The sequence below is a fragment of the Microbacterium enclense genome, from assembly GCF_004022425.1.
In the GTDB taxonomy this organism is placed as follows: Bacteria; Actinomycetota; Actinomycetes; order Actinomycetales; family Microbacteriaceae; genus Microbacterium; species Microbacterium enclense_A.
On the sequence record NZ_RBZY01000007.1, the window covers coordinates 1 to 21,167 of the forward strand.

Consider the following 21,167-nt stretch of genomic DNA (forward strand, 5'->3'; position numbering starts at 1 on the left):
CCCGCGATGTTGCGGATCTGCAGCCAGTTACCACGCGCACCCGACGAGACCATGCGGTTGATGGTGTTGTCGGCAGGGAAGTTGTCGCGCATCGCCTTCTGGACGGCATCCGTGGCCTCGGTCCAGATCTTGATGAGCTCCTGGCGACGCTCGGCGTCGGTGGTGAGACCCTTCTCGTACTGCGCCTGGACCTTCGCGGCCTGCTTCTCGTAGCCCGCGACGATCTCGCCCTTGTTCGGGGGCGTGAGGATGTCGCTCAGCGCGACCGTCACACCCGAACGCGTGGCCCAGTAGAAACCGGCATCCTTGATCCGGTCGAGCGATGCCGCGACCTCGACCTTGGGGTACTCCTCGGCCAGCTTGTTGACGATCTGCGACAGCTTGCCCTTGTCGGCCTGCTCGCGCACGAACGGGTAGCCCTTGGGGAGCGTGTCGTTGAAGATCGCCTGGCCGAGCGAGGCATCCACGAGACCGTGCTTCTCGTACCCCTCGGGCGCCTGGCCCTCGAGGAACGTGAGGCCGGGGATGCGGATGCGCGCCTTCGCCTGCAGGTCGAGGGTTCCCTCGTCCTTGGCCAGGATCGCCTCGCCCACCGAACCGAACGCACGACCCTCGCCCACGGCACCCTCCTTGAGGGTGGTGAGGTGGTGGAGGCCGATGATCATGTCCTGCGAGGGCAGGGTCACCGGACGGCCGTCGGACGGCTTCAGGATGTTGTTCGACGCGAGCATGAGCACGCGCGCCTCGGCCTGGGCCTCGACCGACAGCGGCAGGTGGACGGCCATCTGGTCACCGTCGAAGTCGGCGTTGAACGCCGCACAGACGAGCGGGTGCAGCTGGATCGCCTTGCCCTCGACGAGCTGGGGCTCGAACGCCTGGATGCCGAGACGGTGCAGCGTGGGTGCACGGTTCAGCAGCACGGGGCGCTCGCGGATGATCTCTTCCAGCACGTCCCAGACCTCGGGACGGTAGCGCTCGACGGCACGCTTGGCGGCCTTGATGTTCTGCGAGTGACCGAGGTCGATGAGGCGCTTGATCACGAACGGCTTGAACAGCTCGAGCGCCATCTGCTTGGGCAGACCGCACTGGTGCAGCTTCAGCTGGGGTCCGACGATGATGACCGAACGGCCCGAGTAGTCCACGCGCTTGCCGAGCAGGTTCTGGCGGAAGCGACCCTGCTTTCCCTTGAGCATGTCGCTCAGGGACTTCAGGGCGCGGTTGCCGGTACCGGTGACGGGACGACCGCGGCGGCCGTTGTCGAACAGCGCGTCGACGGCCTCCTGCAGCATGCGCTTCTCGTTGTTGACGATGATCTCGGGGGCACCGAGGTCGATCAGGCGACGGAGGCGGTTGTTGCGGTTGATCACGCGACGGTAGAGGTCGTTCAGGTCGGAGGTGGCGAAGCGGCCACCGTCGAGCTGGACCATCGGGCGCAGCTCCGGCGGGATCACCGGAACGACGTCCAGCACCATCGAAGCCGGCGACATGCCGGTCTGCAGGAACGAGTTGACGACCTTCAGACGCTTGATCGCGCGGATCTTGCGCTGGCCCTTGCCCTCGGAGATCTGCAGGTGCAGGCTCTCGCTCTCAGCGGCCAGGTCGAACGTCTCGAGGCGGCGCTTGATCGACTCCGCGCCCATGTGGGCCTCGAAGTACTGACCGAACCGGTCCTGCAGCTCGTGGAAGACGTCGTCCTCGGGCTTCAGGGCACCGACCTCGAGCGTGCGGAAGTCCTCCCACACGCGCTCGAGCTTGGCGATCTGCTCGTCCGCGTTCTTGCGGATCGAGGTCATGTCCTTCTCGGCGGCGTCCTTGACCTTCTTCTTCTGGTCGGCCTTGGCACCCTCGGCTTCGAGAGCCGCGAGCTCCTCCTCCAGCTTCGCCAGACGGGCGGCGATGCGCGAGTCGCGCCGGTCGCCGAGCGTCTTCAGCTCGAGGCGGATGTTGTTCTCCTGCGTCGCCAGGTCGCGGTGACGAGCATCCTCGTCGACCGAGATGACCATGTAGGCCGCGAAGTAGATGACCTTCTCGAGGTCCTTCGGCGCCATGTCCAGCAGGTAGCCGAGGCGCGAGGGCACGCCCTTGAAGTACCAGATGTGGGTCACGGGAGCGGCGAGCTCGATGTGGCCCATGCGCTCACGACGGACCGAGGACTTGGTGACCTCGACGCCGCAGCGCTCGCAGACGATGCCCTTGAAGCGGACGCGCTTGTACTTGCCGCACGCGCACTCCCAGTCGCGGGAGGGCCCGAAGATCTGCTCGCCGAACAGACCGTCCTTCTCGGGCTTCAGGGTGCGGTAGTTGATGGTTTCGGGCTTCTTGACCTCACCGAAAGACCAACGACGGATGTCGTCGGCGGTGGCCAGGCCGATACGAAGCTGATCGAAAGTGGTTGATTCGAGCACTGGTTCTCCTGTGTCGGAATTCTGTTCGTTGCCTGGCCGGGTCAGATCTCGTCGATGGACGAGGACTCGAAGCGGCTGGAGATGTTGATACCGAGCTCTTCGGCGGCGCGGAAGGCGTCGTCGTCGGTGTCACGGAGGTTGACCGCCGTGCCGTCGGCCGAGAGGACCTCGACGTTCAGGCAGAGCGACTGCATCTCCTTCATGAGCACCTTGAAGGACTCGGGGATGCCGGGCTCCTGGATGTTCTCGCCCTTGACGATCGCCTCGTACACCTTGACGCGGCCGAGGATGTCGTCGGACTTGATCGTGAGGAGCTCCTGCAGCGCGTACGCGGCACCGTAGGCCTCGAGCGCCCACACCTCCATCTCACCGAAGCGCTGGCCACCGAACTGGGCCTTACCGCCGAGCGGCTGCTGGGTGATCATCGAGTAGGGACCCGTCGAACGAGCGTGGATCTTGTCGTCGACGAGGTGGTGCAGCTTCAGGATGTACATGTAGCCGACCGAGATGGGCGCCGGGAACGGTTCTCCGTGACGACCGTCGAAGAGGATCGTCTTTCCGGTGGAGTCGATCAGTCGCTCGCCGTCGCGGTTCGGGATCGTCGAGTCGAGCAGACCCGCGATCTCGTCCTCGAAGGCGCCGTCGAACACCGGGGTCGCGACCTTCGTGCCGGGGGCGGCCTCGCGGGCCACCTCGGGCAGCTTCGCGGCCCACTCGGGGGTGCCCTCGACCTTCCAGCCCTGCTGGGCGATCCAGCCGAGGTGGAGCTCCAGGACCTGACCGAAGTTCATTCGACCGGGGATGCCGAGCGGGTTGAGCACGACGTCGACGGGGGTGCCGTCGGCGAGGAAGGGCATGTCCTCGATCGGCAGGATCTTGGCGATGACACCCTTGTTGCCGTGGCGGCCGGCGAGCTTGTCGCCCTCGGTGATCTTGCGCTTCTGGGCGATGTAGACCACGACGCGGCGGTTCACGCCCGAGCCGAGCTCGTCGTCGCCGTCCTCGGCGTTGAACTCCTTGACGGCGATGATCGTGCCCTGCTCGCCGTGGGGGACCTTCAGCGAGGTGTCACGGACTTCGCGGCTCTTCTCGTTGAAGATCGCGCGGAGCAGGCGCTCCTCGGCCGAGAGCTCGGTCTCGCCCTTGGGCGTGACCTTGCCGACCAGGATGTCGCCGGGACGCACCTCGGCACCGATGCGGACGATGCCGCGCTCGTCGAGGTCCTTCAGCAGGTCGGGGCTGACGTTGGGGAGGTCACGGGTGATCTCCTCCTTGCCGAGCTTGGTGTCGCGCGCGTCGACCTCGTACTCCTCGATGTGGATCGACGACAGCGTGTCGTCCTTCACGAGGTCCTGGCTGAGGATGATCGCGTCCTCGAAGTTGTGGCCCTCCCACGTCATGAACGCCACGAGGAGGTTCTTGCCGAGGGCGAGCTCGCCGTTCTCGGTCGCGGGACCGTCGGCGATGACCTCGCCGACCTCGACGCGCTCACCGGCGGAGACGACCACGCGCTGGTTGTAGGACGTGCCCTGGTTCGAGCGGTCGAACTTGCGCAGGAAGTAGTCCTGCGTGCCGCCCTCGTCGAGCTGGACGGTCACGACGTCGGCCGAGACCTCCAGGACGACGCCGGCCTTCTCGGCGGTGACGACGTCACCGGCGTCGATGGCGGCGAAGCCCTCCATACCGGTGCCGACCACGGGCGACTCGCTGCGCACGAGCGGCACGGCCTGGCGCTGCATGTTCGCACCCATGAGGGCGCGGTTGGCGTCGTCGTGCTCGAGGAACGGGATGAGCGAGGTCGCCACCGACACCATCTGGCGCGGCGAGACGTCCATGTAGCCGATCTCGTCGACGGGGAACAGGTCGACCTCGCCACCCTGGCCGCGGCGGGCCAGGATGCGGTCCTCGACGAAGTGGCCGTCGGCCTTGAGGGCGACACCGGCCTGGGCGACGATGTGGTCGCTCTCCTCGCTCGCGGTGAGGTAGTCGATCTGGTCGGTCACGCGACCGTCGACGACGCGACGGTACGGGGTCTCGATGAACCCGAACGCGTTGATGCGCGCGAACGAGGCGAGCGAACCGATCAGACCGATGTTCGGGCCTTCCGGCGTCTCGATCGGGCACATGCGGCCGTAGTGCGAGGGGTGGACGTCACGGACCTCGACGCCGGCACGCTCACGGGACAGACCGCCGGGGCCCAGCGCCGACAGGCGGCGCTTGTGGGTCAGACCCGCGAGCGGGTTGTTCTGGTCCATGAACTGCGAGAGCTGCGACGTGCCGAAGAACTCCTTGATCGCGGCCACGACGGGGCGCACGTTGATCAGGGTCTGCGGCGTGATCGCCTCGATGTCCTGCGTGGTCATGCGCTCGCGGACGACGCGCTCCATGCGCGACAGACCGGTGCGGACCTGGTTCTGGATGAGCTCGCCGACGGCGCGGATGCGGCGGTTGCCGAAGTTGTCGATGTCGTCGACGTCGAGACGGATCTCGGCCGCCTGGCCGTGACGCACGCCGTCGAACGCCGAGTCGCCGCGGTGCAGGCGCACGAGGTACTTGATCGTGGCGACGATGTCGTCGACGGTCAGCACCGAGTCGCTCAGCGGCTTGTCGAGACCGAGCTTCTGGTTGATCTTGTAGCGCCCCACCTTGGCGAGGTCGTACCGCTTCGGGTTGAAGTAGAAGTTGTCCAGCAGCGCGCGGGCGGCCTCGGCGGCGACCTGCTCACCCGGACGGAGCTTGCGGTAGATGTCGCGCAGCGCGTCTTCCTTCGTGAGGATCGTGTCCTTGGACAGCGTCTCTTCGATGGAGTCGAAGCCGGCGAACTCGGCGAGGATGTCCTCGCTGGTCAGGCCGAGGGCCTTGAGGAAGACGGTGACCGACTGCTTGCGCTTGCGGTCGATGCGCACGCCGACCTGGTCGCGCTTGTCGATCTCGAACTCGAGCCAGGCACCGCGCGAGGGGATGACGCGCGCCGAGACGATGTCCTTGTCGGAGGTCTTGTCGGGCGTCTTGTCGAAGTAGACACCGGGCGAACGGACGAGCTGCGACACGACGACGCGCTCGGTGCCGTTGATGATGAACGTGCCCTTGTCGGTCTGGAGCGGGAAGTCGCCCATGAAGACCGTCTGCGTCTTGATCTCACCGGTCTGGTGATTCATGAACTCGGCCTCGACGTACAGCGGGGCGGCGTAGGTCTTGCCGCGCTCCTTGCACTCTTCGATCGAGTACTTCTCGGGCTCGAGGTACGGGTTCGTGAACGAGAGCTGCATCGTCTCGCTCAGGTCCTCGATCGGAGAGATCTCCTCGAAGATCTCCTCGAGACCGCTGATCTCGGGCACGTCGGTACGACCGGCGGCCTGAGCCTCGGCGACCCGGGCCTTCCAGGCTTCGTTACCGACCAGCCAGTCGAACGACTCGGTCTGCAGCGCGAGCAGATCGGGAACGGTCAGCTTGTCGGAGATCTTCGCGAACGAGAGGCGGGATGCGCCGCGTCCGCTCTTCGGGGTGGTGGTGGATGCGTTGCTCGCAGCAGCCAAGGGAATAACCTCCAGAAGCCCGGGCGAGGGGCTCGTGATTCCTTGTCGTCAGGTGGAGTGCGTTCCTGCCCCGATAACCTGCACGTCGCACACCGCGGTGAAGCGGGGACGGGCAGGCTCAGCCGACCACCATATGAGGGCAGGGGGAATCGAGGAGCGCAAAGTCCAAGCATACGCGGGAGGACGCGCCGTGTCCAGTCGGATTCTTGACGACTTTGCGTACCTGCGGTATAACCGCGAGCGCTCCCCCGGGATTCCCCCGACTCGAGGGTCTCACACCCCTCGGAACCGCACGCGATCACCGGGGCGCGCCTGGGCGAGACGGTCGAGCGTGGCATCCGTCACCACCGCGATCACGGGGTACCCGCCGGTGACGGGCCCGTCGGCGAGCAGCACGACGGGCCGTCCGTGCGGCGGCACCTGCAGAGCCCCGGGCCGCATGCCCTCGCTGGGGAGTTCGTCGTGCCGCACCCGCTCCAGCGCCGGGCCGTCGAGGCGGATGCCGACCCGGTCGGCGTCGCTCGAGACGGTCCAGGTCGCGTCCCGCAGGGTGCGCAGCGCGGCGAGGGTGAACCAGTCGGCGCGCGGGCCGGGACAGAGATCCACCTCCACGGTGGCGGCGGGCACCGACCAGGGGAAGGAGACCACGACGGGGATCGGGCGCCGCGGCTCCCCGGTGCGCAGGACGTCTCCGGCGCTCAGCGCGGGCGGTCCGAGCGACGCGAGCACGTCGGTCGACCGCGACCCCAGGGATTCCGTCACGGCGACACCGCCGCGCACCGCGAGCACGAGCCGCGCGCCCGCCCGGGCGACCCCGATCGACAGTTCGGCCCCGGCGGGGAGGAGCAGCGGGGTGTAGGCATCCACCGCCCGCCCGTCGAGGTGCAGGTCGGCGAGCGCCCCCGTGACGGCGACCCACGTGTCGCGCTCGGCGACGGCGCGGAGGCCGCCGAGGGCGATCTCGACGCCCGCGGCCGTCTCGTCGTTGCCGACGAGGCGGTTGGCGACGCGGAGGGCCGCACGGTCGAGCGCGCCGGAGCGGGCGACGCCGAGCGCGGCGCGGCCGGGGCGTCCGAGATCCTGCACCGTCGCGAGGGCGCCGGGGGCGAGGACCTTGAGCGCGGCGACGCCGGGCGAGGGTGACGTGCGCGGAGGGGAGGAGGGTTCGGGACGGGAGGACTCGGCAGCGGCATCCGATCCTCCGCCGGCCGAATCTCCTCCCGGAGCCGCCGATATGCGGGAGCGCTGCGGCACGAACCGTACGCGGGCGCCGGGGGTGAGGAGCACCGGGTCGGTGGCATCCGGGACGAAGAGCGGGGCGTCGGTCGTCCCGATGAGGCGCCAGCCGCCGGGGGTCTCGCGCGGATACGCCCCGGTGAACTCGCCCGCGAGCCCGACCGACCCGGCGGGGACGCGGGTCCGCGGCTGCGGAAGCCGGGGGACGTCCCAGGGCCAGTCGTCGCTCACGAGGTAGGCGAAGCCGGGAGCGAAGCCCGTGAACGCCACGCGCCAGCGTGCAGCGGTATGCCGAGCGACGAGCTCCGCGACGGGGATGCCGAGCACGGCGGCCGTGTCCTCCAGATCGGCGCCGTCGTACCGCGTCGGAATCTCCACGAGGGGCCCGGGCGTCACGGCATCCGGGGCCGCATCGGCGGCGGAGTGCACCCACGTGCGCACCGCGGCCGGGGTGATGCGGGCCGGGTCGAAGGCGACCAGCACGGTGCGGGCGGCGGGGACGAGGTCGTCGACGCCCGCCGGTGGGTCCGCGGCGAGCGCGGCGTGGAGCCCCAGGACCCGCGTGAGGTCGTCGACCTCCGCCAGGATCGCTCGCTCCCCCATCGGCCGCAGTGTCACCACGGCGCGCGTACCTCTATATATGCATCGTCGAGTGCGGCACGGACCGCACGCGCCATCGCGACCGCGGCGGGAGTGTCGCCGTGCAGGCACAGGGACGCGGCATCCACCGCCAGGGACGTGCCGTCGACGGCGTCGACCGTTCCCTCCAGGGCGAGACGCAGCGCGCGGTCGGCGACGCGGGCCGGATCCTCGATCAGCGCTCCCGGCTGGTCGCGGGGCACCAGCCGACCATCCGCGGTGTACCCGCGATCGAGAAACGCCTCGGGCACGAACGGGAGCCCCGCGGATGCCGCGGCCTCGACGATCGCACCCGGGAGACCGAGCACGGGCAGGGGCCGGCCGAGGCGGGCGGAGTGGTCGGCGATCGCGGCGACGACCGCGGCGGCCTGCGCCGGATCGGCGGAGACCGCGTGGTAGAGCGCCCCGTGGGGCTTCACGTACCGCAGATCGGCGCCGGCGGCCTCGAGAGCGTCGAGCTGTCGGGCGACGCTTTCGCGCAGCTCCGCCGCGGGCGGATCGCGGCGGACACGACCGAAGTTGGCCCGATCCTCGTACGACGGGTGCGCTCCGACCGCGACGCCGAAGCGGGCTGCGCGCTCGACCGAGGCCCGCATCGAGGAGTCGTCCCCCGCGTGCCCCCCGCACGCGACGGAGGCGCTGCTGACGAGGGCGAACATCGCCTCGTCGTCGGCGGTCGGCATCCCGTCGCGCGTCTCTCCCAGGTCGGCGTTGAGGTCCACCCGCCCCACGGTACTCGCGCGTGAGGGGTCAAGAAGTGTCGCTTCCGGCGCTCGCAGGCGACACTTCTTGACCCCTCGCGCGACGTTACGGGGGTGTGACGAAAACGCCGGAGGGGTGGGAACGGGGGCAGGCCCGGGAGAGGATGGGGGGATGACCTCCGATGTCGCCGGTCCCCCCGCTCCGGCATCCCCCCATCCCCTCCTCTCCGTTCGCGACCTCGCGGTCGACTTCTCCACGATGGACGGTCCCGTGCGCGCCGTGGACGGCGTCGACCTCGACATCCACGCGGGTGAGACGATCGCGATCGTCGGCGAGTCCGGTTCGGGCAAGTCCACGACCGCGATGGCGATCATCGGCCTCCTGGCATCCGGTGGCCGTGTCGCGCGCGGCCAGATCCACCTCGACGGCGACGACCTGACGACGTTCGGGGAGGCGCGTATGCGCCAGGTGCGCGGGCGGCAGATCGGTCTCGTGCCGCAGGACCCGATGTCGAACCTCAACCCGGTTGCGAAGATCGGCACCCAGGTGGCCGAAACGCTGCTCGCGCACGGGCTCGCCGACCGCGGCAATGTGAAGGACCGTGTCGTCGAGGCGCTCGAGGCCGCCGGGCTCCCGGATGCCGAGAAGCGGGCGAAACAGTACCCCCACGAGTTCTCCGGCGGCATGCGCCAGCGGGCCCTCATCGCGATCGGTCTCGCGTGCCGTCCTCGTCTCCTCATCGCCGATGAGCCCACGAGCGCGCTGGACGTGACCGTGCAGCAGACGATCCTCGATCAGATCGACAAGCAGTCGAAGGAGCTCGGCGCGGCCGTGCTCCTCATCACCCACGATCTCGGACTCGCGGCCGAACGCGCGTCCCGCGTGGTCGTCATGCACCGGGGGCGTGTGGTCGAGCAGGGTCCGGCCCGTCAGATCCTCGAGAACCCGCAGCACGCCTACACGAAGGCGCTCGTCACGGCCGCACCGTCGGTCGCCGCCGTGCGTCTGCGCCCCGAGGACTTCCGCGGCGAGCGCGACGCCACCGTCGGGCGCGACCACATCGTCGAGATCTCGAACCTGACCAAGGTGTACCCGGCCCGGGGCAAGGCCGAGGACTTCCGCGCCGTGGATGACGTGTCGCTGTCGATCCCGCGCGGCGAGACCGTCGCGATCGTCGGGGAGTCGGGATCGGGCAAGACCACGACCGCGCGCATGCTGCTGAAGGTCGTCGAACCCACGAGCGGATCGATCCTCTTCGACGGCCAGGACGTCGGAGCCCTGAAGGGCGACGCGCTGCGGCAGTTCCGCCAGAAGGTGCAGCCGATCTTCCAGGATCCGTACTCGAGCCTGAACCCTATGTTCACCGTCGAGCGGATCATCGAGGAGCCGCTGTCCTTCTACAAGCGCGGCTCACGTGCCGACCGGAGCACGCGGGTGCGCAAGCTCCTGGACGACGTGGCCCTGCCGGCATCCATGCTCCGCCGCTACCCGTCGGAGCTGTCGGGCGGACAGCGGCAGCGCGTCGCGATCGCTCGGGCCCTCGCGCTCTCGCCCGAGCTCATCGTGTGCGACGAGCCGGTGTCGGCGCTGGACGTCCTCGTGCAGGCTCAGATCCTGGAACTGCTCGGCGACCTCCAGCGCGAGTACGGCCTCAGCTACCTCTTCATCTCGCACGACCTCGCCGTCGTGCGCCTCATCAGCGACTACGTGTGCGTGATGAAGGACGGGCGCCTCGTCGAAGCGGCATCCAGCGAAGAGGTCTTCACGAACCCCCGCGATCCGTACACGCGGCGGCTGCTGGCATCCATCCCCGGCAACGAGCTCGGGCTCGCGGGCTGACGCGAGGTCGTCGCCTCCGCCGGGTGGCGGGCGGCGCGGGGGCGTCGCGAGAACAGGGGATGCCACGGAAACAGGCCGATCCNAGGCGGGACGGGAGGGGCTACCGCGCGCGGGTGCGGGGGTCCATCGCCTCGCGCAGCGACTCGCCCAGCAGCGTGAAGCCCAGCGCCGTCACGGCGATGCAGATGCCGGGGAGGAACGCCAGCCACGGCGCGATCGCGAGTTCGGCCTGGGCGTAAGTCAGCATGCGGCCCCACTCGGCGGTCTGCGGAAGCCCGCCGCCGAGCCCGAGGAACGACAGCGCCGCCGCGTCGATGACGGCCGTGGCGAGCGTCAGGGTGCCCTGCACGATGACGGGGCCGACGCTGTTGGGCAGGACGTGCGTCATCGTGATCGTGCGCCGACTGAGGCCGAGGGTCTGTGCGGAGAGCACGTAGTCGGCGCCGCGCTGTTGGAGCATCGATGCGCGGAGCAGGCGCGCGAACACCGGCACCTGCGAGGCTCCGATCGCGATCATGATCGCCAACTGGCTCTGACCGAGGATCGCGGCGATCGACACCGCGAGCAGCAGGTTCGGCACCGACAGCAGGATTTCGACGAAGCGCATGACGAGCACGTCGACCCAGCCGCCGAACATCCCGGCGAGAAGACCCAGCGCCATGCCGCCGAGAAGACCCATCGCCGTCGAGATCACGCCGATCTGCAACGACGCCTGCGCACCCCAGATGAGCTTTGACAGAACGTCGCCGCCGAAGCGGTCGAGGCCGAGCGGGAACTCCGCCAACTCGCCGGGCCCCGGGATGTCGGTCGGGGTGATGAAGCGCTGACCGGGCAGCGACTCGGCCGGGTACGGCGCGAGCAGAGGGGCCAGCGCCGCGACGAGCAGGAACGCCACGACGATGATCGCCCCTATCCACGCCACGGGGCTGCGGCGCAACCGCTGGAAGACGTCGCGCCAGAAGCCGCCGCGGGCCTGCGCCGACAGGAGCTGGGCGTCGACCACGGCGTTGTCGTCGACGGGGCCGCCGCTGGGGGCGGGAGGGAGGATGCCGGAACTCAACTGACTCTCACTCTCGGGTCGATGACGCTGTACGACAGGTCGACGAGCAGGTTGATCAGGGCGTAAGCGATCGCGATGAAGATGATGAAGCCCTGCAGGACCGGGAAGTCGCGCGTGAAGATCGCGCGCGCCAGGAACTGCCCGATGCCCGGGAAGGCGAACACCGTCTCGGTGAGCACCGCCCCGGCGATGAGGAGCCCCGCCTGCAGGCCCACCGTCGTGATGACCGGCAGCATCGCGTTCCGCAGGATGAAGCGGTTGCGCAGCGTCGAGGCGGCGATGCCCTTCGCCCGCCCGGTCCGCACGTAGTCGGCGTTCTGGACCTCGAGCACCGACGCGCGCGTGATGCGCACGATGATCGCGAGAGGGATCGTGCCGAGCGCGACGGCCGGAAGCACCAGGTGGAGCACGGCATCCCAGGCCGCGTCGAACTCCCCGGTCATGATGCCGTCGAGCACGTAGAGGTTCGTGTAGTGCGTCGCGTCGATGCGGGGGTTCTGGCGACCGTCGGAGGGCAGCCATCCCAGCTGCACCGCGAAGACGTACTTCAGGATGAAGGCGAGGAAGAACACCGGGATCGTGATGCCGATGAGGCTCAGCACGACCGCGATGTGGTCCCACGCCTTGCCGTGGCGACGTGCGGCCCAGTATCCGAGCGGGATGCCGATCCCCACCGCCACGATCAGCGCACCGATCGACAGTTCGAGAGTGGCGGGGAAGCGACGCCAGAACTCCTCGAGCACCGGGCGTCCGGTCTGGATGGAGGAACCGAAGTCACCCGAGAGCAGGCGGCCGAGCCACGTGAAGTACTGCACGTAGAGCGGCTCGGTGAAGCCGTACAGCTCGTTGATCCGGGCGACGGCCTCGGGGGTAGCCCGTTCGCCGAGCAGCGCGACGGCGGGTCCGCCCGGCAGCGCGCGGACCCAGAGGAACAGAAGGACGGAAAGCCCGAACAGCGTCGGGACGAGCAGGAGCAGACGCCTGCCGATGGTGCGGAGCACGGGTTCTCACAGGGCTCGGGGGCGGGGGGACGCGGGATGCCGCGGGCCCGGCGCCACGGGGGCGCCGGGCCGCGGCATCCGGATCACTCTGAGAGGGTGATCTCGTTGTAGACCTCGTCCTGCACGGGGCTGGCCGGGTACGACGTCACGCGCGAGGCGAAGGCCAGCGTCGGGACGGGGTTGGCCAGCGGCACACCCGGCAGGAACTGCGCGATCTGCTCGTTGACCGCCTGGTAGGCCGGCTCCTGTTCGTCCTCGGTCGCGAGGCCGCGGGCCGAGGTGAGGGCCGAGAACAGCTCCGCGTTGTCGAAGCCCCACTCGTTCGAGGGACCGCCGAAGAACGTGCCCACGAAGTTGTCGGGGTCGTTGTAGTCGCCGGTCCAGCCGAGGAGGTGGATGCCGTGGTCGGCGCCGCCCTGGATGAGATCGAGGTACTCGCCCCATTCGTTCGACACCGGGTTCACGACGATGCCCACGGCCTGCAGCTGCGACTGGAGGTTGGTGAAGATCTGCTCGGGGTTGGGCATATACGGCCGCGAGATGTTGACGGGGTAGTTGAACGTCAGGGTCAGCGGGTTGGCCTCGGTGAAGCCCGCCTCGGCCAGCAGAGCCGTGGCGGCCGCCTGGTCGAAGTCGTACGTGGTGACGTCGGGGTTGAACCCGATGACGCTGTCGGGCATGAACTGGGATGCCACGGTGGTGCCCTCGGGCAGCACCTGGGTGACCAGCTGCTCCTTGTCGATCGCCCGGGCGATGGCCTCGCGCACGCGAGGATCGGCCAGCGCCGGATCGGCCTGGTTCATGCCGAGGTAGAGGATGTTGAACGGATCGCGGTTGACGAGCATGTAGCCCGCGCTCTCGAGAGCGCCGAGGTCGGCGGGGGCGACGAGGTCGTAGCCGTCGATCGAGCCCGATTCGAGCGCCTGACGGCGAGCCGTGGTGTCGCCGATGACGCGGAAGATGACCTGCTGGACCTGGCCCTGCTCGCCCCAGTAACCGTCGTACGCGCTGACGGTCGCGTCGGCGCCGGGCTCCCACGAGTCGAAACGGAACGGGCCGGTGCCGGTCGGGTGCGCCTGCGCGTACTCGCTGAGCGTCGGCGCCTCGGAGGTGCCGCCCACCTCGTCGGCCGCGTACTCCTCGAGGGCCGTCGGGCTCTGAATCGCGAACGCGGGAAGCGACAGCGCCGGAATGAACCCCGCGAACGGCTCGGTCAGGGTGATGGTCACCTCGCTCGGGCTCGCGGCCTCGCACCCGCCGTAGATCGAGGTGCCGGTGTCGGCGTAGCCGCGCATGATCTTGCCCCAGTAGTACGACAGGCTCTCGGACTGCGCGATACCGGTGAAGTTGTTCTGGCGGTCGAAGTTGAAGCACACCGCATCGGCGTCGAACTCGGTGCCGTCGTGGAAGGTCACGCCCTCTTTGAGCTGGAACGTGTACGAGAGGCCGTCGTCGGACTGCTCCCAGCTCTCGGCGAGCATCGGGGCGGGGTCGGCCGTTCCGGACTCGACACCGACGAGACCCTCGAAGATCTGGCGGGAGATGCGGAACGACTCCCCGTCGCTCGCGAACGCCGGGTCGAGGCTGGACGGGTCGCCGGACGCGCCGAAGACGAACGTCGAGTCGACGTCTCCGGTGGCGCCGCCGCCGTCGTCGTCGCGCTGGCTCGTGCACGCCGAGAGGGCGAGAGCACCGATCGCGAGCACCGAGCCGCCGATGAGCAGGCGTCGTCGAAGAGAACCTTGCATTTTCTGTTGCCTTCCGGGGGGGAGAAAGGAGCAGGTCGACGGCGCTGTCCACAACGTCGTGCCGCGCTCCGTTTTGCTGTTCCCCCGACCGTACATGCAGACGCGCGTCGCGCCCATTGCCCGCGCGTATCGATCGTGTTTCGGCCGACGGGCCGCGTGAGGGGTCAAGAAGTGTCGCTTCACGGGCTCCCAGGCGACACTTATCGACCCCTCACGCGGGAGTCACCGGGAGCGGACGATCGCGGACCACACCGGGAAATCCGGGTCGTGGGCGGGCCACACCTCGGACGACGGGGCGCGGTGAAGGGATGCCAGGCGCGAGATCGCGTGGTCGGCGAGCGCGGGGCCGTCGGGTCCCACCGTCGAACCGCAGCGGACCTCGCGCTCGATGTTGTCGAGCAGGTCCGCGGCGTCTCCCGCCAGGACGACGGTGCGCTCGGGCAGCTCCACGACGAACGACTGGTGCCCCGGGGTGTGGCCGGACGTGTCGATCGCGGCCAGACCCGCGGCCAGCGGCGTATCGCCGTCGAGGAGGCCCAGCGTGAGGCCGTCGCGATCGAGGTCGGCGCGGAACAGGAAGTCGCCCCGCGGGTCCGTCGTCTCGCGCACGTGCTGCCACTCCCGTCGCTGCACGAGCAACGGCTGGTCGGAGGCGAGCAGGCGGGCGGCGCCGGTGTGGTCGAAGTGGGAGTGCGTGAGCAGTGCCGCCGCGAGATCGGCGAGGTCGAGCCCGGCCTCGCTGATCTGATCGACCAGCGGGTCGCCGGGCGGCACGATCGGGGCGTAGTTCTCGTAGTCGAAGGATGCCGTGCGCGTGGCGCGGTCGCGGATGCGCGCCGGGTCGAACCCGCCGTCCACGAGCACCCACCCCTCGTCGAACACGACCGCTACCGCCGTCACCGGCTCCATGAGGAACCGGAAGCTGCTGCCGCCCTCCAGCGAGACGGCCTCGGGGATCGGCTCGTACGCCACGACCATGGGCACGAGACGGCGGGGCCGCCCGCTCAACCGCAGCGACGGAAGCGACGTGAAGTCGACGACCGTCGAACTCACGCCGTCGCCGCCCGGTACGCGCGCCAGCCGCCGTGCGCGGTGATATCGCTCGCCCCCTCCAGGGCGACGGCCTCGCACAGGAATCCAGCGACGTTCGACCCGTCCGCGAGCACCGCGGAACCGATCCCCATGGGCGCGGGCAGATCCGCGACGAAGCGTCCGAACCCCGCGGCCGGAAGCCGCCACACCTCCCCCGCGATCGCGGCCCCGCCCTCGGCCACCCGGGCGAGGCCCGGCTTCGGGGGAACCGTGTCGAGCGCGTACAGCCGGTACTGCGCGCCGGTCTCCACCTCGGCGAGGAACGTTCCGCCCGCGGCGACGAGCTGGTGGTTCAGCGGCTGTCCGCGCAGGTGCGCGCCCACGACCAGCAGGTCGACGGACGGCGCCTGGATACGCTCGGCGAGCTGCGCGAGCGTGCGGTCGGCGAAGGGCGCACCGGTGAGCATCACGCCGAAGGCCCGGCCGCCCACGACCCCCGCGGGCACGGCGAGGGCGCTCCGGTCGAGCAGGTTCGCGAAGTTCGTGTATCGGCCCATGCGGCTGTTCGCGCCGACCGGGTCGGCGGCGACTTCGTCGAGGGTCGGATGCCACGTGGTCGTCGGCGTGAGCAGTGCCACGGTTCCGTCGAGTCGGCGCAGTCCCTCGGCCCCGAGGCGGTCGAGACGCTCGCGGTCGCGGAAGTAGTCCGCGGCCCGCGCCTCGGCCCCGGCGAGCACGATGCCGGCCACCGTCGGGTCGAGGTCGGTGCCGACGAGCTCGGGGTGGGCGGCGATGAAGTCGCCCACCGCCGCCGTGCGCTCGGCCACGAACGCGCCGCCGTAGAGCAGCGACGCGGCTTCGAGGAGCGGCGCGATGTCGACCTCCACGATCTCGACGCCGGAGGCGGCGAGCGCCGCAACCACGCCGGCGAACGCCTCGGCCCAGCCGTCGGCGAGACCCTCGAGATGCTCCGCCGTCGGGACGGCCACGCGCGGGCGCGCGTCCAGCGGTGGGGCGGGGCGGTCCTCGCGACCGAGCGGGTCGATCCCGTCGGGGCCGGCCATGAGCTCGGCGGCGGCACGGGCGGCGGCCAGGTCGCGCGCGAACACCGTGACGCAGTCGAGCGTGCGGCACGCGGGCACGACCCCGGTGGCGGGCACGAGCCCGACCGTGGGCTTGACGCCCACGATGCCGTTGAGCGCGGCGGGGACGCGGCCCGACCCCGCGGTGTCGGTGCCGAGCGCCAGGTCGACGATGCCGAGGGCCACGGCCACGGCCGAGCCGGAGCTGGAGCCGCCCGAGATGCGAGTCGGGTCCCACGCGTTGCGGACGGCGCCGAACGGGCTGCGGGTCCCGACGAGGCCGGTGGCGAACTGGTCGAGGTTCGTCTTGCCGATCACCACGGCCCCGGCGGCGCGGAGCCGCGCCACCGAGGTCGCGTCGCGCTCCGGACGGTACGCGTACGCGCGGCTCCCGGCCGTCGTCGGCATCCCCTCGACGTCGATATTGTCCTTGACGGCGGCGACCGTGCTGGCCAGCGGCAGGCGCTCCCCGGCCGCGACTCCGAGGTCGACCTCGGCCGCCTCGGCGAGCGCGTCGTCCTCGTCGCGGACCGAGATCCACACCTCGGGGCGGTCCACCTCGCGCATCCGGGCGTAGGCGGCCCGGACCCGCTCGACGGCGCTCACGCGTCCACCGCCACGGCCGCGAGCAGCTGACCGGCGGCGACCGTCTCGCCCGGCCGCACGAACACCTCGGCGACGGTCCCCGTCACCGGCGACCCGATCGGGGTCTCCATCTTCATCGCCTCCAGCACGATCATCTTCTGCTCCTTCTCCACGGCCGCGCCCTGCGCGGCATCCACTCTCCACACCGCGGCCGCGAACGGCGCGGTCACCCCCACCGTGCCAGGCGGCAGCTCGCCGCCCGCGGTCGGGGCAGCCGCCGGCGCCTCGTCGACGCGGTCGAACTCGCCGCTGGCCCGCCACCGTTCGCGCTCCTCGTCGAAGGCGCGGCGCTGGCGCTCACGGAACTGCTCGATCCCCGGTGCCTCGTCGGCGAGGAAGCGCTCGTACTCGGCCAGGGCGAATTCGCCCTCGACGGTCTCGAAGTTCCCGCGCCCGGCATCCACGTCCGCCCGCAGGTCGAGGAGTTCCTCGGCCGAGACGGGATACCACCGGATGCGGTCGAAGAACCGCAGCGCCCACGGGTTCTCGGTGAACAGCCCGCCGCGGCGGAAGCGATTCCAGATCTGGACCGTGCGGCCGACGAATTGGTAGCCGCCGGGGCCCTCCATGCCGTAGATGCACATGTACGCGCCGCCGATGCCGACGGAGTTCTCGGCCGTCCACGTCCGCGCCGGGTTGTACTTCGTCGTGACGAGGCGGTGGCGCGGGTCGAGCGGTGTCGCCACCGGTGCGCCGAGGTACACGTCGCCGAGGCCCATCACGAGGTACTGCGCGTCGAACACGGTGCGGTAGACGTCGTCGACGCTGTCGAGACCGTTGATGCGGCGAATGAACTCGATGTTCCACGGCGTCCACGGGGCGTCGTCGCGCACACCCGCCATGTACCGCTCGATCGCCAGCCGCGTCGCGGGGTCGTCCCACGACAGCGGCAGGCGCACCTCGCGCGACGGCACGACGAGCTCGGACGTGGGCGGCAGATCGTCGTCGAGCTCGCGCAGCAGCCCCACGAGTTGCGACGCGCGCAGCACCGAGGCATCCGTGTGCACCTGGAGCGACCGGATGCCGGGGGTGACGTCGAGGATGCCTCGCGGCGCTTCTTGCGCGAGGCGTTCCTGCAGCGCGTGCACGCGCATCCGCAGGCCCAGGTCGAGCACCTGGTCGCCGAACTCGACGAGGACGTTGTCGTCGCCGTCGCGGCGGTAGGTGGTCCGCGGGCGCAGCACGCGCTCCCCCTCGACCTCGGCCTCGCGCGAGGCGATGACGCCGTCGTCGCCGTCGCCGGCTCCCACGAGGGGCGGAGCGGCGACCGCCGGGTCGAGCGACGCCGCGTCGGCCTCGCGCACCGGCGCGAACCGCACGACGTCTCCCGGCCGCAACTGCCCGAGCTTCCAGAGATCCGCGGATGCCACGACCACCGGACACACGAACCCGCCCAGGCTCGGCCCGTCGGGGCCGAGGAGCACGGGGGTGTCGCCGGTGAAGTCGAGCGCGCCGACGGCGTACGGCGTGTCGTGGATGTTGGAGGGGTGCAGCCCCGCTTCGCCGCCGTCGATGCGCGCCCAGGTGGGCTTCGGACCGGTGAGGCGCACACCGGTGCGGGCGGAATTGACCTGCACCCGGTACTCCGCGCGGTACAGCGCGTCGATGTCGTCGCGGGTGAAGAACTCGGGAGCGCCGTGCGGACCCTCGGTCACGGCGATCACCCACCAGTCGGCGATGTGGGGACGCCGATCGAGAGGCGTCGGCGCCGGGTCGGCGACCGCGGCGGCGCCGGGACGGAGCACGTCTCCGGTCACGAGCGCCCGGCCGCCGTGCCCGCCGAAGCCGCCGAGCGTGAAGGTCGACGCGCTGCCGAGGTACTGAGGCACGTCGATGCCGCCGCGCACCGCGAGGAAAACGCGCATGCCCGGGCCCTCGGCGGTGCCGATGCGCAGCACGCCGCCCGCGGGAACCTCGATCGGCTCCCACTGCGCGGCGGCGACCCCGTCGACCTCGACCGCGACCGGCGCTCCGGTCACCGCGACGACCGAGGCCACGCTGAAGCGCAGGGTCGGGCCGGTGAGCGTGATCTCCAGGCCCGGCGCACCCTCGGGGTTGCCGACGGCGAGGTTGGCCTCGCGGAAGGACACGGCATCCATGGGCCCCGACGGCGGAACGCCGACCTGCCAATACCCGACGCGTCCGGGGAGGTCCTGCACGGTGGTGAGCATGCCGGCATCCATCACGTCGATGCGGGGGTCGGGGTCGCGCGCGTCGTCGAGGGTGCCGGTGTCGTGCGCCACGGCGCGGACGCGCGGGTCGTCCACGATCTCGCGGATCATGCCGGCGCCGGTGACGATGCCGTCGATCCGCGTGTCGGCGAGCGCGGCGGACAGCCGGTCGAGGGCCGCGTCGCGATCGGCGCCGTACGCGATGACCTTGCCGAGCAGCGGGTCGTAGAACGGCGACACCTCGCTGCCCGCCTCGACCCAGGCGTCGACCCGGATGCCGTCGCCCTCGGGCAGCTGCACGGCGGTGACGAGTCCGGTGGACGGGGTGTTGCCGCGATCGGGGTCTTCGGCGTAGATGCGGGCCTCGACCGCGTGCCCGCGGGGTTCGCGGGCCTCGTCGAACAGCGCGTCGGGCACCGCGGTGGGACCGCCGCCGGCGAGGTCGAGCATGAGGCCGACGAGGTCGACGCCGAACACCGCCTCGGTGACGGGGTGCTCGACCTGCAGGCGCGCGTTGACCTCGAGGAAGTAGGCACGCTCCGCTACGGGATCGTAGACGAACTCGGCGGTGCCCGCGGAGCGGTAGCGGATGCCGGATGCCAGCGCCGCGGCGGTGCGGTGCAGTTCCGCGCGCACCGCGTCGGGGAGTCCGGGCGCCGGCGCCTCCTCGACGACCTTCTGGTTGCGGCGCTGCAGCGAGCAGTCGCGGTCGCCGAGGACCGCGACGCGGCCCGCGCCGTCGCCGAAGAGCTGCACCTCGACGTGGCGCGCGGGGCGCACGAACTTCTCCAGGAACACCCCGGGCGTCCCGAAGCTCGCCGCCGCCTGGCGGACCACCGCGTCGTACGCGGCGCGGAGCTCGTCGGCATCCGCGCACACGCGCATGCCGATGCCGCCGCCCCCGCCCGTGGCCTTGAGCATCACGGGGTATCCGATGACGGATGCCGCGGCCTCGGCCTCGTCGACGGATGCCAGCACACCGGTGCCGGGGAGGAGCGGCACACCCGCGGCCTCGGCGAGCGCCCGCGCGCGGTGCTTCAGGCCGAAAGCCTCGAGCTGCTCGGGCGTCGGACCGACCCAGGCGAGCCCCGCCGCCTCGACGGCGCGTGCCGCGTCGGCGTTCTCGGCGAGGAACCCGTACCCCGGGTGGATCGCCCCGGCACCCGTGGCGCGGGCGGCGTCGAGGATTGCCTCGATGCGCAGGTACGACTCGGCCGCCGGAGCGGGGCCGAGGCGCACGGCCTCGTCGGCCTCGCGGACGTGGGGGGCGGCGCGGTCCGCGTCCGAGAACACCGCGACGGTGCGCAGGCCCCGCTCGCGCGCGGAGCGCAGGATGCGGCGGGCGATCTCGCCGCGGTTGGCGACGAGAAGCGTGTCGAAACCGGTCACGGGCGCGTCACCACCATGCGCAGCGGCGTGCAGCTGAAGTCGTTGCACGGGTTGTTCATCTGCGGGCAGTTGGACACGATCACCAGCACATCGCGCTCGGCGCGGAGGGCCACGCGCTTGCCCGGCGCCGACATCCCGTCGACGATGCCGAGCGACCCGTCCTCCTCGACCGGCACGTTCATGAACCAGTTGAGGTTCGAGACGAGGTCGCGGGCCCCAAGGCCGTAGCGCGCGGCCTCGGCGAGGAAGTTCTCGCGACAGCCGTGCTGGTACAGCGTGTGGTGGCCGTAGCGGAGGGTGTTCGACTCCTTCGAGCACGCGCCGCCGATCGTGTCCTGCCGGTCGACCTCGTTGCCGACCACGGTCATGAGCGGAAGACCGACGTTGCTGCGCAGCACCGTGCCGGTGCGGACGTAGACGTTGCGCTGCCACGCGATCGTGTCGGCGGCGCTGTAGCGCTCGTCGGTGTCGTCGGCCGCGTAGACGAGGAAGTCGGCGGACTGGTTGCCGCCCACGTCGACGATCGTGAGGACATCGCCGGCGCGGACGATGCCCGACCATGGCGCGCGCGGCGCGACGCGCTCGTCGAGCACGACCTCGCCGGGAGCGAGGGGCTCTGACCAGTCGAGGGGGACGTCGTCGGCGTGGACGGGACGGTCGGGAACGGTGGTGATCATGGTGC

The 21,167-nt window shown here is 70.6% G+C and carries 12 protein-coding genes; 1 reads left to right on the plus strand and 11 read right to left on the minus strand.

Going from position 1 to position 21,167, the window contains the following annotated elements; translation table 11 throughout:
* From rpoC to D8Y23_RS02815, 4 genes are all read right to left on the minus strand, one after another.
* Positions 1 to 2,405 (minus strand): DNA-directed RNA polymerase subunit beta' (rpoC, locus tag D8Y23_RS02800; protein WP_128216657.1); only part of this gene is annotated, 2,405 nt, incomplete at its 3' end.
* A 41-nt stretch (positions 2,406 to 2,446) separates the two neighbouring features.
* Complete coding sequence (locus tag D8Y23_RS02805; protein WP_128216658.1) at positions 2,447 to 5,941, minus strand: DNA-directed RNA polymerase subunit beta; 3,495 nt, start codon at positions 5,939 to 5,941, stop codon at positions 2,447 to 2,449.
* 273 nt (positions 5,942 to 6,214) lie between these two features.
* Complete coding sequence (locus D8Y23_RS17195; RefSeq protein WP_128216659.1) at positions 6,215 to 7,780, minus strand: urea amidolyase family protein; 1,566 nt, start codon at positions 7,778 to 7,780, stop codon at positions 6,215 to 6,217.
* An 11-nt stretch (positions 7,781 to 7,791) separates the two neighbouring features.
* The gene (locus D8Y23_RS02815; RefSeq protein ID WP_128216660.1) at positions 7,792 to 8,547 is read right to left on the minus strand and encodes a 5-oxoprolinase subunit PxpA; all 756 of its coding nucleotides are present in this window, start codon (positions 8,545 to 8,547) and stop codon (positions 7,792 to 7,794) included.
* Between the two features lie 142 nt (positions 8,548 to 8,689).
* Here D8Y23_RS02815 and D8Y23_RS02820 point away from each other — a divergent pair, with 142 nt between their 5' ends.
* Positions 8,690 to 10,357 (plus strand): ABC transporter ATP-binding protein, encoded by a 1,668-nt coding sequence (locus tag D8Y23_RS02820; RefSeq protein ID WP_128216661.1) that lies wholly within the window; start codon positions 8,690 to 8,692, stop codon positions 10,355 to 10,357.
* Positions 10,358 to 10,457: 100 nt separating this feature from the next.
* On the opposite strand, the gene D8Y23_RS02825 is transcribed toward D8Y23_RS02820, so the two are convergent.
* The 7 genes from D8Y23_RS02825 to D8Y23_RS02855 form a co-directional block, all read right to left on the minus strand.
* Positions 10,458 to 11,417, minus strand: a complete 960-nt coding sequence (locus D8Y23_RS02825; protein ID WP_128216662.1) for an ABC transporter permease — start codon at positions 11,415 to 11,417, stop codon at positions 10,458 to 10,460.
* Positions 11,414 to 12,418 (minus strand): ABC transporter permease, encoded by a 1,005-nt coding sequence (locus D8Y23_RS02830; RefSeq protein ID WP_128216663.1) that lies wholly within the window; start codon positions 12,416 to 12,418, stop codon positions 11,414 to 11,416. Before D8Y23_RS02830 ends, D8Y23_RS02825 begins: the two co-directional genes overlap by 4 nt.
* An 83-nt stretch (positions 12,419 to 12,501) precedes the next feature.
* Positions 12,502 to 14,166 (minus strand): ABC transporter substrate-binding protein, encoded by a 1,665-nt coding sequence (locus D8Y23_RS02835; protein WP_128216664.1) that lies wholly within the window; start codon positions 14,164 to 14,166, stop codon positions 12,502 to 12,504.
* Between the two features lie 222 nt (positions 14,167 to 14,388).
* The gene (locus D8Y23_RS02840) at positions 14,389 to 15,219 is read right to left on the minus strand and encodes an MBL fold metallo-hydrolase (protein ID WP_128216665.1); all 831 of its coding nucleotides are present in this window, start codon (positions 15,217 to 15,219) and stop codon (positions 14,389 to 14,391) included.
* The gene (locus D8Y23_RS02845) at positions 15,216 to 16,886 is read right to left on the minus strand and encodes an allophanate hydrolase (RefSeq protein WP_128216666.1); all 1,671 of its coding nucleotides are present in this window, start codon (positions 16,884 to 16,886) and stop codon (positions 15,216 to 15,218) included. Before D8Y23_RS02845 ends, D8Y23_RS02840 begins: the two co-directional genes overlap by 4 nt.
* The gene (gene uca, locus D8Y23_RS02850) at positions 16,883 to 20,533 is read right to left on the minus strand and encodes an urea carboxylase (protein WP_428844462.1); all 3,651 of its coding nucleotides are present in this window, start codon (positions 20,531 to 20,533) and stop codon (positions 16,883 to 16,885) included. The genes D8Y23_RS02845 and uca overlap by 4 nt, the downstream gene beginning before the upstream one ends.
* Positions 20,482 to 21,162 (minus strand): urea amidolyase associated protein UAAP2, encoded by a 681-nt coding sequence (locus D8Y23_RS02855; protein ID WP_128216668.1) that lies wholly within the window; start codon positions 21,160 to 21,162, stop codon positions 20,482 to 20,484. Before D8Y23_RS02855 ends, uca begins: the two co-directional genes overlap by 52 nt.
* Positions 21,163 to 21,167: the final 5 nt, after the last annotated feature.